10 protein-coding genes are annotated in these 13,019 nt (G+C 61.4%); 4 read left to right on the top strand and 6 right to left on the bottom strand.

Translation table 11 applies throughout. The annotated features are described in order from the left end of the window. Positions 1–136 precede the first annotated feature (136 nt). Positions 137–2,464 (top strand): type II secretion system secretin GspD, encoded by a 2,328-nt coding sequence (gspD, locus tag EDE12_RS20745; RefSeq protein ID WP_245275733.1) that lies wholly within the window; start codon positions 137–139, stop codon positions 2,462–2,464. A gap of 115 nt (positions 2,465–2,579) precedes the next feature. On the opposite strand, the gene EDE12_RS20750 is transcribed toward gspD, so the two are convergent. The 6 genes from EDE12_RS20750 to EDE12_RS22020 all read right to left on the bottom strand — a co-directional run bounded on the left by EDE12_RS20750 (position 2,580) and on the right by EDE12_RS22020 (position 9,362). Then, positions 2,580–4,487 (bottom strand): bifunctional 2',3'-cyclic-nucleotide 2'-phosphodiesterase/3'-nucleotidase, encoded by a 1,908-nt coding sequence (locus EDE12_RS20750; protein WP_026598294.1) that lies wholly within the window; start codon positions 4,485–4,487, stop codon positions 2,580–2,582. Positions 4,488–4,548: 61 nt separating this feature from the next. Continuing rightward, entirely contained in the window at positions 4,549–5,160 is a 612-nt protein-coding gene (locus EDE12_RS20755) for a MotA/TolQ/ExbB proton channel family protein (protein ID WP_026598295.1), read from the bottom strand. A gap of 2 nt (positions 5,161–5,162) precedes the next feature. Further along, positions 5,163–7,646 carry a TonB-dependent receptor gene (locus EDE12_RS20760; RefSeq protein ID WP_051592403.1) on the bottom strand — a complete coding sequence of 828 codons (2,484 nt, stop codon included), beginning with the start codon at positions 7,644–7,646 and terminating at the stop codon, positions 5,163–5,165. A gap of 19 nt (positions 7,647–7,665) precedes the next feature. Further along, entirely contained in the window at positions 7,666–8,361 is a 696-nt protein-coding gene (locus tag EDE12_RS22015; RefSeq protein ID WP_166671914.1) for a hypothetical protein, read from the bottom strand. Further along, entirely contained in the window at positions 8,361–8,768 is a 408-nt protein-coding gene (locus EDE12_RS20765; RefSeq protein WP_024881652.1) for a biopolymer transporter ExbD, read from the bottom strand. Before EDE12_RS20765 ends, EDE12_RS22015 begins: the two co-directional genes overlap by 1 nt. 396 nt (positions 8,769–9,164) lie before the next feature. Further along, the gene (locus tag EDE12_RS22020; RefSeq protein ID WP_024881651.1) at positions 9,165–9,362 is read right to left on the bottom strand and encodes a hypothetical protein; all 198 of its coding nucleotides are present in this window, start codon (positions 9,360–9,362) and stop codon (positions 9,165–9,167) included. A gap of 648 nt (positions 9,363–10,010) precedes the next feature. Here EDE12_RS22020 and repA point away from each other — a divergent pair. The 3 genes from repA to repC form a co-directional block, all read left to right on the top strand. Then, entirely contained in the window at positions 10,011–11,192 is a 1,182-nt protein-coding gene (gene repA, locus EDE12_RS20775) for a plasmid partitioning protein RepA (protein WP_024881650.1), read from the top strand. A 71-nt stretch (positions 11,193–11,263) separates the two neighbouring features. Continuing rightward, entirely contained in the window at positions 11,264–12,256 is a 993-nt protein-coding gene (gene repB, locus EDE12_RS20780; protein ID WP_026598297.1) for a plasmid partitioning protein RepB, read from the top strand. 152 nt (positions 12,257–12,408) lie between these two features. Then, the coding region (gene repC, locus EDE12_RS20785) for a plasmid replication protein RepC (RefSeq protein ID WP_281024642.1) at positions 12,409–13,019 on the top strand (611 nt) is incomplete at its 3' end.

Raw genomic sequence — 13,019 nt, forward strand, 5'->3', positions numbered from 1 at the left:
CAACCGTCATATGGTATTTATACATAGCGAAGCCGTGGCGCAAGCGAATTAGCGGCGCGAATCTTGCACGACAAGGCTTGTCGAGTCCTGCGCAATATATGAAAGCTCTATAGTTGGCGGTGTCGGAGTGCATAGAGTGACGCGAGTTTTTCGGTTTCGGACGGCGCATCCCAGGAAGCTTCTGTTCCTGATCGCGGTCTTGTTGCAGGCCTGCTCTTCTACCGAGCAATTGATGGGGATCGGTCCCGGCGACAGCGTCGATGTCGCCCGCATGAAGGACTTCTCCGCCTATTTTCCGACGACGAGCTCTGGCGGCTCGCGTCTCGACAAGAGCGCCGCCGGACCTGCTCTCTATCCTGGCGCGGCGGACGCTTCGCCAAAGCGCTCATCGGGCGAGGCGCCGACGGAGCCCGGCGTGACGTCGCGCGGCGATGAAATAGAAATGAATTTCGAGCAGGCGGAAATTCAAACGGTCGCCAAAGCGCTGCTCGGCGACGCGCTCGGCCTCGACTTCGCCATCGATTCGCGCGTCCATGGCGCGATCACCATTGTCTCGGCAGGCCCCATCCCGAAAAAAGACGTTCTGCCCACATTCGAAAATGCGATCCGCATGTCCAACGCCGCGCTTCTCCGCGAGGGCCGGATCATTCGCATCATTCCGCTTTCGGAAGCGAATGGCGCCGGGCCGACCGCGATCGGTCCCGTGCAGCCGGGCTATGGCGTCACAATCATCCCGCTGCACAACACCTCGGCCGTCGCGCTCGCCAAAACGGCGGAGAATTTTATCGCGCGCGCCGGCGCCATCCGCGCCGATGCTGCGCGCAATCTTCTTCTCGTTCATGGAACTTCGAGTGAACGCCAAGCCGTCGTCGACATGGTCTCCGGCTTCGACGTCGAATGGCTGCGCAATCGTTCGGTCGGCATATATCCGCTGAAATCTACCTCTCCCGACAACATCATCCGTGAGCTCGAGCGAATATTCGACACGGGCGAAAACGGCCAGGGCGCCGGAACGATCGCCTTTCAGCCCATGCCCCGGATGAACGCCGTTCTCATCGTGACCCGCAATCGCCAGCTTCTCGAACGCGCGACCCTATGGCTGCGGAGGCTCGATCGATCGGATGTGAGCGGATCGACGGTGCGCGTCTATCAGCTCGTCAACGGCAATGCGACGCGCATCGCAAAAATCTTGAACGAGATATTCGTCGGCAAGGGCGCGGGCCAGGCGGCGGATTCTGCCGCAAGCCAGCTCGCGCCTGGAATCAGCGCCGCCCAAACCAAGCTCGACCAGCTTTCGACCGGCAGCAGCTTCTCGGGAAACGGAAGCGCTTCGGCGACTGGCTCACAGAACAGCGCGAACGGACAACAGTCCGCCGCCGGCTCCGGCGGAGGCAATCAGATCTCGGCGGCCTTCAGCAATTTCGCCGAGCAGAAGAACGCCGACAATGAAGAGAAAAGCAATGGCGTCGGCGTCTCCGGCTCGCTGCCGAAGGGCGTATTCCAAAACATGCGCATCACGGCCGACAACGCCAACAATTCCATTGTCGTCTACTCGAGCCAAGACGACTATCTCGTCGTCGAGCGGTCGCTGCGCGCGCTCGACAAGCCGCAGATGCAGGTTTCGATCGAGGCGACGGTCGCGGAAGTGACGCTGAACGACGATCTGCAATATGGCGTGCAATATTATCTCGGAAACTCTTCGAGAGCCAATGGATCGTTGACGAACGCGACGACCGCCGCCGCGACCTCCTCGTCCTCCACCACCTCCTCCACGACGGATGTCGTATCGAACCTCGTCCTTCAACGCGTGCTGCCGGGCTTCAATTTGCTGCTGGGACCAGAGACGCAGCCTCATGTGGTGCTGAACGCCTTGACGACGCTGACCAGCGTCAAAGTGCTGTCCTCCCCCTCGCTCGTCGTATCGGACAATCAACCGGCGCTTCTGCAAGTGGGCCAGCAAGTCCCGATTTCGACCGGATCGGCGACGGTGCTGTCGACTTCCAACACCATCGTCAACTCGATTCAAATGCGTGACACCGGCGTCATTCTAAAAGTGTGGCCGCATGTGCACGGCAATGGCGTTGTCCAGCTCGAGGTCGAGCAAGAAATCTCCAATCCAGTGAGCTCGAGCCTAACCCCGACGATCTCGCAGCGGCGCGTGCATTCGACCGTCTCGGTCCGGAGCGGGCAGACAGTTCTGCTCGGCGGCCTGATCAGCGAACAGGAGAATAACATCAAGGACGGCATTCCTGGCCTTCGGCATCTCACCTATCTCGGCGATCTGTTCGGCAGCACGACCCGGAACAAGGATCGCTCTGAAATCATCATTTTCATCAAGCCCCGCATTATTCGTGACTCGCTCGACGCGCAAGGCGTCGCCGAGGAGTTCCGTTCGCGCCTCGATATGATGCGGAGCGCGCCTTTGGTGGTCACTGGCAATGATGCGACGAGAATTCGCAAGTGAGCCGGCCTCGAAGCATGTCCGCCAGCCGGCGCGCTTTCGGCGGTTGCGGACCGCGACCTCCGGCCTATTCGTTCGCCGAGGCGCAGCCGGAGCGAAAGCAGCGGCTGTCGCGTTGTCAGGCGAGGTCGTATTCGTAGCGCAGATAGCCGCCTTCTTCACGCGTCGCGCGCAGGCCGGGCGCTTCGGCGAGACGGCGAGTCGCCGCTCGCGCCGAATCGAAAGCGATGGTCACGCGGCGTCCGATCGGCGCGAATGACCAGGGACGGTCATCGGGAACAGCGGCGCCGCGGCGAAGAAAACGTTCCACGGCGTCGCGATTGGAGTCGGGCGCGCGCAGCACGATATTGCGTCCGTCGAGGCCGGGAAATTTGCCACCGCCGTCGGCGCGATAATTATTCGTCACCACGATGAACTGCTGCGCTGGATCGACAGGCCGGTCGGCGTAACGCAGATCGACGATTCGCGCATTCTCGGGGCGACGCTCGCCATTCGCGTCATAGCGCGCGGGCGCCGTGACGTCGATGCGATAGCGCAGTCCGGCAATCACGTCGAAATTATAAGAGGGCGTGCGCCGATCGACGAGGAGCTGCGCTCCCTCGCTGTCGCGATCGATGCGCCGGAACACGCGCGCCGCGCATTCCAGCCATTCGCGCAGCTCCGCGCCGGTCACGCGCACGGCTGTCAGCGTGTTGGGGTAAGGGTAGATATCGGCGACATGGCGCAGCGCTACGGGACCTGGATCGAGGTCGATATAGGCGTCCGGCGTATAGCCCATGCGAAACGGCGCGACGGCAGAGAGCAGTGGAAGCTCGGCAAAAGGCGTTCCCTCCAGCAGCGGCCGCGCATAAGCGAGTTGCGCGGCGTTGACGAGAGCGCCGACCGGATCGACGCCGATCCAGGCGAAATAGGAGTAGAGCGGAGTCGCGATCTCGCCGACAGGGGCGTCGACCCGGCGCTTCGTGGCCTCATGCTCGGGCGCGACGATCGTCTCGATCTGCGGATCGACGCCAGCGAGCGCGACGATCTTGCCGGTCTCGCGCCGATAGATGGGTCGCGCCTGCGAATGAAACCGATCGATGATCCATCGATCGCCGTCGCGTGCGAGAGCGAGGTCGATCACGCCGAGATGACTTCCCCAAAAGCCGGGCATTACCGCGGGAATGCCGGCGAGCGCGCCGCGCTCGGCGTCCGCTCCCTCGACGCCGGCGTAATCTGGTCCGGGAAAGACCCGATGCGAATGCCCCAGCATGATCGCGTCGATTCCGGGCACGGCGGCGATCTGCAGCGCGGCGTTCTCCGCGCCCACGCCGGCGTGCGGGTCGATTCCGCAATGGCACAGCGCGACCACTATGTCGCAATTCGCGCGCAGAACCGGCACATGACGGCGCGCTGCGGCCACCATGTCGCAGCAGCGCAGCCTGCCGTCGAGATTGGCCTTGTCCCAGATCATGATTTGTGGCGGCGCGAAGCCGATGACGCCGACGCGCAGCTCATGCGCGGCGCCGCCGTCATCGGTGAATCGACGCGTCAGAATGTGGAAGGGCGGAAGGAAGGCGGAGCCGTCGGCGCGTTCTATATTGGCGCCGACATAGGGAAAGGCGGCGCCCGTCAAGGCGCGCTCGAGAAAGTTCAATCCGAAATTGAATTCGTGATTGCCGGGCGTCGCCGCATCATAACGCAGATAGTTCATCGCGCGGAAGATGGGGTGGCGCGCGCCTGCGGCGAGGCCGCCTTCATGCGCGACATGGTCGCCGAGCGGGCTTCCCTGGATGAGATCTCCATTGTCGAATAGCAAAGCGTTCGGCGTCTCCTCGCGCGCTCGCGCGAGGAGACTCGCGATTTTGTTCAGTCCGACGGTCGGTTCCCGCTGCTCGCGATAATAGTCCCAATCGAGCGCGAACATGTGCAGGTCGGACGTTTCCAGCAGGCGCAGCCACAATCGCGGCGCGGCCCGCGCGATCGTCGGAAAGCCGGTGGCGAGAGCCGTTCCTCCTGCGAGCAGCGCGCGTCTGGTGATCGGCATCTTCGCTCCTCCGGTCGGTCGGCCCTTTTGCCCCGATCTCTCTCCAACGCCGAGCTGGCGCTTATTCTGCGGCTGCCGGGAAGCTGTCGCGGGTGGCTGCGAGCAGCGCGCTCTTGAAGCCCTCGATGAGGACATCTGCTTGGCGGTGCAGCAGATTATGGGCGATCAGCCCGACCAGCGCGGTGCCGATGCCGACAGCCGTCGCGACGAGCGCGGCGGCGATGCCGCGGCTCACCGCGGCAGGATCGGAGACGCCGCCCGACGACAGCGCGTTGAACGTGTCCATGATGCCGAGAATGGTGCCGAGCAGGCCGAGCAGCGGCGCCGCGGTGACGATCGTGTCGAGCATCCACAGGCGCGCGCTGACCTTGGCGTCGACGCGGATGAACAGCGCCGAGGACAAATCCTCGACGCGGGCGCGGGTGCAGCCGGGCATGTTCTGCGCGGCGACATATTGGGCGAAGCTGCGGCTGAGCTCGTCGTCGCCGAAAGGATTCGGCGTCGTCGAGGTTCCGAGCGCGTGGGCTTTTATCGCGGCGCTGATCTTGCGGGAGCGCAGCGCCAGCAGCGCGTAATAGACGAGCCGCTCGATCAGCACGAAGGCGAGTAGAACCAGACATCCATAGAGAATGTCGATGCAGATCTCGTGGAAGAAGGCGTGATCGATCTGCATGGTCAAAAGCCCATCGAAAAGGTCGCCGTCGCCGAGAAGCCCTGGCCGACGTAATAGGTCGGCGCGCTGGCGGAAACGACGTTGCCATAAATGCCGCGTGTCGCCACGGCATTGTTCTTCACGCTATTGGGGCCGGTCAGCGCATGCGTGTTGGTGATGTTGTAGAGGTTGACGCGCAGCTCCGGCTTCTTGCCGAAGGCGATGTCGTCGAAGCGATAGCCGACCATGGCGTCGATACGGGCGTAGGGCGAGATGGATTCATCGTTCATGAAGGTCGAATATTGGCGGCTCGTCACCTTGGCGGCCAGATTGCCGAGAATATGGCCGTCGTCATAGTCGACGCCGAGCGCGCCGGTCCAGGTGGGGGAACTCGGCAGATGCTTGCCCTTGGTCGGCAGGAAGTCGTTGATCGACGAGATGGGCGAGCCGGCCGGCGTCGTGCCCGATGTCGACAGATTGTCGAGAATGCGTGTCTGCAGGTAATTGGCCGAGAGATAGGGCCGGAAATTATAGATCGGCCGCGTGCCGATCTCCGCCGCGACGCCCCAGAGATCGACCGCGCCGGCGTTGATCGTCGTGCTCACGGAAGAGCTGGAGTTCGGCAGGAACACGGAGGTGCTGATCTGATGGTTCTCGTAATGCGAGCCATAGAGAGACACCGACGTGGCGAACAACGGGCTCTGATAGCGATGGCCGAGCTCGACGGTGACCGCCTTTTCCGGGGCGAGACGATTGGCCGGCGTCAGCGCGCCGCTGCTGGTGTTCACCGTGTCGGCGAGCGCGAAATTCGGCGTCGAGCGGAAGGAGGTGCCGACCGAGCCGAAGATTTGGTGGTAATCCCAGAACTTGTAGCGAAAGCCGGCCTGCGGCAGAGCGACGAGATCGCTCTGTGTGTTGAGCGGCGTCACGCCGGGCAGGAAATTATAGACCGAGCGATGGATGGACGCGACCTTCACGCCCGATTCGATCGTCAGCGTGTCGTCGAGCAACGACCAAGTGTCGCTGACGAAACCCGTATTGGTGACGGTCTGGGTCAGCAGATCGCGATACTGAGGCGCGCCGACGCCTGGAATGGTGATCGCGCCGGAGTCGAGAAAGGGGTCGACGATCGAGCCGTCCGCGTTGAGGAAGGCGTAAGGCGCGGTCTGGCGGTGGTTCGCGTATTCGAACCAATAGCCGAGCATCAGCTTGTGATCGCCGAGATCGAAGGTGAATTTGTTGATGAGGCCGGGGCGGAGCGTCTCGGTGATCGAGGGGTTGTAATACATCCCCTTGTCGTTCTTGGTGACGACGCCATTGTTGTTCCAATCCGCCGCGCCGATGTTGAAGCGGCCGTAATAGAACGAGCTTCCCGACGTCGTCGCGTTTTCGGTCACCGAGGTCACGCCGCCGCCGCTTCCGTAGCCGTACCAGAAATAGGGGATGGCGTCGTAAGTGACGTCCTTGCTGATGGCGAAGGTCGAAGGCGCGCTGACGATCAGATTGCGGAACGGGTTGATGCGCCATTTGTAATAGAGGTTCGCTTGATTGGCGGAGCGGTCCCAGGCGCCTGCCGACGGCACGAAATAGGAAGCCGGCAGCGCGTTATTGTAGCCGACCGACCGCGCGCCGAGCGTATTGTAGCTGCCGAGCGTCGGATATTGATAGAAATTGTTCAGCGCGTCGTTGAAGATCACCGAGAGGCCGACGCGATTGCCCTGGCTCGGCTCCCACACGCCTTTGAAGTCGACATGCTGGCGCTCGTTCGAGCCCGGACCCGACCAGTGATTTTCCGTGTAATGCGAATAGGACACATAGCCGCGGAAGTCGCCGATCTGGCCGGTCTCGGCGCGGGCGAATTCGCGGGCTGTGCTGTGCATGCCGTAGGAGAAATCGACGAAGCCGCCGCGCGTCTTCGACGGATCGCGCATATAGATGTTGATGACGCCGCCAGAGGCGCCGATATGCGGGCTGTCGAGATCGGGCGAGCCTTGCGCGATCGAGATCTGCTCTATGTTCTCGCTGTCGACATATTCCTGCGGATAGAGCGCGTAATTGCCGGAGTCGTTGACCGGCATGCCCTCGATGGTCAGGCCCAGCTGATCGCTGTTGTAGCCGCGGATACGTATGTTGCCGCCATTGAGGCCGGAGTTGTCGGTGCTGGTGATGACGACGCCCGGCAGGAGATTGATCATCTGATAGGGATTGGCGGTCGGCGACATTTTGGCGATGGCGTCGCGCGTCACTGTCGAGCGCGTCTTCACCGCTTCTTCCTCGATCATATAGCCGCCGCCCAGATCCTGGCGGTTGACGCCGTCCGGCGCCGGCTGCGCGGCGCCGTTGCCGTAGATGTCGACGCGGCCGAAATCGGTCGGCGCCGCGGTGAGGCCGCTCTGCGAGCGGCTGTCATGCGCGGGCTTTTGCGGCTCGCCGGCCGATTGCGCCAGAACGAGAGTCGGCGTCGAGACGCCGGCGAGCAGAGCGAAAGTCAGGACACGGAACTTCATCGGTGGACCTCTGTTGCGACTATCTCGGGTGAAAGACGACGACGCCGCTGAGCGAGCCTCCGCCCGCTGCGGACGCGCAGGCGACGGCGCGCGAGCGCGCGGCGGAATCGAGGAGGGCGGAGCCGGAGCTGTGGGTGACGGAGGCCAAGCCGCCAGAGACCGCGATGCCGACGGCGCCCGAGGGCTTTTGCAGCCGCGCGTCCTTGGAGGTCGGATAGGGCGCGCCGGCGAGACAGGCGCGGAAGGCGGAGGCATTGCCGGAGGCGCGCGACGTTCGCTCCGCCCCGGCGGTTTCGCCCCGCCGAGCGGCGGCAGGCTTTTCGGGCGCTTCTTTTTTAAAATCGGCTTTGGACTCGCGTTCCTTGCGCGGACGCACTTCGGCTTTCGGCTTCGGCTTTTCGGGCTTTTGCGGCTTTGGCTGCGCGGCTACGGGCGCGGGCGCATCGCTCGGCGGCGGCGTCTCCTCGAGCGTCTGCGGCTGCGGCGCGTCAATGGGCGTCTCTTGAAGCGGCTCCGGCGAAGGGGGCTCGGACGCCTCCGCCTCGACCGGCAGATCGAGCGCGATCTCCATCGTCTGCGCGCCGGGGTCGGCCGGCGAGACACGATTTGTCTCAGGCGCCATCGTCAGCGACAAAACGAGCAGCGTCAGCGCGCCGGCGAGTCCGGCGGCGTTGCTCGCGACATCGAGCCTGTCCATCGCTGGTCTGGCCCGCACTATTGCGGCCTCGTGACGATGGAGGCGCTCGCGACCTTCGCCGACTTGAGCGCGTCCAGGACGGAGACGAGACTCTGAAGTCCCGCGCCCTCGTCGCCGCTGATGACGACGGCGAGTGGCCTGTCCTCGCTCGCAAGGCCGCGCAGGCGTTCGGGGAGTTCGGCGAGCGAGATCGGCTTGCCGTCGATATAGGTATCGCCGGCGCGATCGATGCCGATCGTCACGCGTGTGCGCTCGACGACCTTGTCTGGATGTGCAGAGGTCGGCGGCGTGACTTTGAGCCCGAGCGCCGGAAGCACATTGATGCTGATCAGCACGAAGAAGACCAGCAGGAACATCATCACGTCGATCATAGGAATGATTTCGATGCGCGCGTGTCTTTCGCGGCGCGCTGGCCAGTTCCGCATCGACGATCCCCTAGGTAGATTTCGACGTCGATCTACTCATGAGGGAACCATTGATTCAGGTTCATGACCGAAAAAGTCATCTAAAATTCAGAAAATTGACGCGTTTCCGCCTTGATTCTTTGGGGAAGCCCGATCTTCTTAGGAGAAACACGTATCGCGGCGCGGGATGCGTGATTGTTGCGCTTATGCCACAGGCGCAGAGAAATCGACGCTATGCGCTCGCTCCACGCTCGTGTGGGGGCGAGTTTTTGTCTGCGGAGGCGATTGGGGGCTTTCCACGGCTTCGACCGCTGTCGAGCGCCGTGCAGCATGCGACGCGGCTCGACATGTGGCTTTGGTGCTTGGAGTGCTTAACCCGCTCGGTGTCTTCGCCGCGGCAGCTCGATCTGCTTCTCGCTAGAAGCTCGGCGCGAAAATTCCAGCTCCGCCCATCGGCCCGGTCGCCTCGGCGCCAAAGAGCTTGCGCTCGGCCGCCTCGACGGAGCAGCCGAGGCGCAGTCTGCTCAGATGATCGACGACATCCGAGAGGAAGAGGTTTCGTTCTCGCTTCTGCTCATTCGTGAGCTTTACGCCCTCCTCCTCCAGAGCTGGCATGGTGAGACGAAAGACTCCGGTGAATTGGATCGGCGGCGCGCAAGGGCGACGCGCTGTTCGTGCCCCCGAGCGAACTCGGCGGCTCTCTCGGCGCCTTGCGCAATTCATTCACGAAAACCGATCGCAATTCCGCCGCCGATCAAAGCCTGTCTACTGCACGTCCAGTTCGAGACCATTCATCCGTTGCTCGACGGCAACGGCTTTTTGGCGATGTTGTTCCTTTGCGCAAATGACGTGCTGCGCGCTCCCCTCCTCTCTTGGCCACTATCTGAAGACCCATCTCGCAACGTTGATCTATGAGGGCGGGGTCTTTGTCCTCCCGCGCTACGGCGCGCCGTTCGCTGAAGGAGGCGCTCTGTCGAAGCTCTCGGGCGCGAGCATTTTTTGCCGCCGTACATGTCATTACGGCGGCATCCGTCTGTCGACGCGTTGACGGCCGTAAAATATCGAATAAAGCAACGCTAATTCAGTTGGATATGCGCAGGCCGCCGAGTTCTGCGAGCAAGAGCGCAAAAGCCCGAGAGCTCGAGGGCGTTAGGATTTTGGTAATCCTATTGTTCTTGCCAGCCTGAGAGAATCGCACATAATGGCGCTAAATCTGCAGGAACGGTCTTCCTGGCGCTATTTGACGACACTGGGCAATAACGCATGCTTCCGACATTCGAATTCGACGATAAGATACTCGCGCAGGGCGCCGAGATATCGCGGAAGCTCAACCAGCTCCGGCTGGAGAAGTTTCCTCCCAACGCCAAGAAGACTCTTCGTCAATTCTCGATGGCCGAGGTGGCGCATTACCTCGGGGTAAGTCCAAATAATCTGAAGCGGCTTCACCTCGAGAAGAAGGGGCCGGAGCCTACGATCGCTGCTGGCGGCCGCAGGTTCTATCTTGCGGAGCAAATGTTCGAGCTGAGGCAATATTTGGACAAGAATGGTCGCTCGGACGCCAAGAAATACGTCCCACACCGAAAAGTCGGAGAGAAGCTTCAGGTTATCGCGGTGGTTAATTTCAAAGGGGGATCCGGCAAGACAACGACGGCCGCCCATCTCGGGCAACACCTCGCTTTGACCGGGCATCGGACGCTGGTCATCGACCTGGATCCACAGGCGTCTCTTTCCGCATTGCATGGATTCCAGCCAGAAATCGACCGCAATCCGTCACTCTACGACGCCATTCGCTATGACGAGGACAAGAGGCCTATCCATGATGTGATTTTGGCGACGAACTTTCCTTCTCTCGACATTATTCCTGCCAATCTTGAGCTGCAGGAATATGAATATGCCACGCCGCTCGCGATGCAGGGCTCGAAGGAAGGCAAGCGGTTTTTCGTCCGGCTCGGGAACGCTCTGGAGGAGGTGGATGACCGGTATGACGCGGTCATTATCGACTGCCCTCCCCAGCTCGGATATCTGACCTTGACTGCGCTCGCCGCCGCAACGTCCGTATTGATCACCGTGCATCCGCAAATGCTGGACCTGATGTCGATGAGTCAATTCCTGCTCATGCTCGGCAATATCACCCGGACCATCAAGCAGGTCGGGGCTCGCGTGCAGATGGACTGGTTACGATACCTCATCACGCGTTACGAGCCGACGGATGTCCCTCAAGCTCAAATGCTCGGGTTCATGCAATCCATGTTGGCCGAGGAGATTCTAAAAAGCCCGATGCTCAAGTCGACAGCGATCTCCGACGCCGGGCTAACGAAACAGACATTGTATGAGGTGGAAAGAGCGAATTTTAACAGAGACACCTACGATCGAGCGATCGAGTGCATGGACGCCGTCAATTTTGAAATCCAAGGCCTCATTCACCAGGCGTGGGGGAGGCTCTGATGTTGACGGCCGTAAAATCAGCGAAAACGAGATTTGTTTTCAATAAACTAGATCAGTGAGGAGAGTGGATCGTGGCTCGAAAAAACCCGTTCGCCAACCTCATGGATCAAGGTGGCGTGGACGAAAAGACCCCTGCCCTCGATTATGCGTTGAAAGGCGCATCTCGTTCGATTTTGAGCTCGATCGACGAGTTGGCCGCCCGAGCGGACAAGCTCATGGAAGGCGAGACGGTCGTCGAGCTCGACCCCGACGTCGTCGATGTTTCGTTTGTTCGTGATCGTCTCGCCGAGGATGATCGAGAGTTCGATGAGCTTTTGGCGGCTATTCGTGAGCGCGGGCAGGATTCTCCGATCCTAGTTCGACCAAATCCTTCTAAGGCCGGTCGCTACATGATCGTATTCGGCCATAGACGCGCGCGGGCAGCAAAGATACTCGAGCGAAAAGTTCGCGCCGTAGTCAAAGACCTTGGGGATCGGGAGCACGTCGTCGCGCAAGGGCAGGAAAATTCAGCCAGAGCAAACCTGTCCTTCATCGAGAAATCGCTCTTCGCCGCAAAGCTCTCGCAGCTGCGTTATGACGAAGACAGCTCGACGATCCTCACGGCTCTTGCAATCGACCGAAGCACGCTCTCCAAAATGCTCTCGGTTGCGAGCTTGCCCCAGCGAGTCCTGGAAGCGATTGGGCCAGCAAAGGGGGTCGGACGGGATCGTTGGTATGAACTCAAGGCGCTTCTCGAAAGGCCCGGTTCGATCGATGGCGTGCTGACAGCAATCGAGGACGCTAGCTTTTCTGGCCTTTCCAGCGATGAGCGATTCAACGCCATTGTGGCTCGGCTCAAATCCAAAAAGTCGATGAACCGCGTAAGAAACGGACATCAGCTGCAGTGGGCGTCCGAAGATGGATTGTTGGCCGCTGAAATGAAGGCCGAAGGCAAGCGGTATACGGTGTCGCTAAAAGCGAAGGGCCCTGACGCAAAAGCGTTCGGAGAATATCTGTCGGAACGACTGGCCGACCTGTATCAGGCGTTTCGGCAGGAAAAGACAATCGGCAATAATGGAGATTGACCAGCAAAAGAAAAAGGCCCCCGAAACGTAACGTCCCGGAAGCCCTTCTCAAAGTTCGCACCTAAGAGAATCACACTTCCGCGAATCGCTGTCAAGCATTTTGGCGCCGTTTCGGTGAGCGGATTTCTTTTGCCTGAATGAGGCAAAGGAACATGCAGACACGTCCAACGACGCCCTTCGGGCGGCGGCCGTTGTCGCTCGCCATGGTGGCGAGCCAGACCGCGACCGAAAATTTCGCCGCAAAGCCGGGCGCATCCGAGACCGTCGTCCACAAATGGCGGCTGTTTCGCGCGCTCACCGAAGCCAAGGAGCCGCTCGGCGTCACCGAGCGCGCGCTATCCGTATTGCACGCGTTGTTGAGCTTCCATCAGGAGACCGCGCTCAGTCTGCCGGAGACCAATGCAAAGGCGGCGGAAGCCGGCTCAGCTGGCGGCGGCATCGTCGTGTTCCCGTCGAACAAGGAACTGTCGATCCGTGCGCATGGCATGGCGCCGGCGACGCTGCGGCGGCATCTCGCCTGCCTGGTCGACGCCGGGTTGATCATCCGCCGCGATTCCCCGAACGGGAAGCGCTTCGCCAGAAAAGGGCAGGGGGGAGCCATAGAGGACGCATTTGGCTTCGATCTCGCGCCGCTCGTCGCGCGCTCGAGCGAAATCGAGAACCTCGCTGAGGAGGTGCGGGCCGAGAACCGCGCGATCGCGCTGCTGCGGGAGAAGATCACGCTCACTCGCCGGGACATCGTCAAGATGATCGAGACTGGATT

Source organism: Methylosinus sp. sav-2 (assembly GCF_004366495.1).
Classification (GTDB): domain Bacteria; phylum Pseudomonadota; class Alphaproteobacteria; order Rhizobiales; family Beijerinckiaceae; genus Methylosinus.

Excerpts from the sequence above, each read along its gene's own strand:
- EDE12_RS20750 (WP_026598294.1), bottom strand. The coding sequence starts at position 4,487 with ATGCCGATCACCAGACGCGCGCTGCTCGCAGGAGGAACGGCTCTCGCC.
- EDE12_RS20755 (WP_026598295.1), bottom strand. The coding sequence starts at position 5,160 with ATGCAGATCGATCACGCCTTCTTCCACGAGATCTGCATCGACATTCTC.
- EDE12_RS20760 (WP_051592403.1), bottom strand. The coding sequence starts at position 7,646 with ATGAAGTTCCGTGTCCTGACTTTCGCTCTGCTCGCCGGCGTCTCGACG.
- EDE12_RS20765 (WP_024881652.1), bottom strand. The coding sequence starts at position 8,768 with ATGCGGAACTGGCCAGCGCGCCGCGAAAGACACGCGCGCATCGAAATC.
- EDE12_RS22020 (WP_024881651.1), bottom strand. The coding sequence starts at position 9,362 with ATGCCAGCTCTGGAGGAGGAGGGCGTAAAGCTCACGAATGAGCAGAAG.
- repA (WP_024881650.1), top strand. The coding sequence starts at position 10,011 with ATGCTTCCGACATTCGAATTCGACGATAAGATACTCGCGCAGGGCGCC.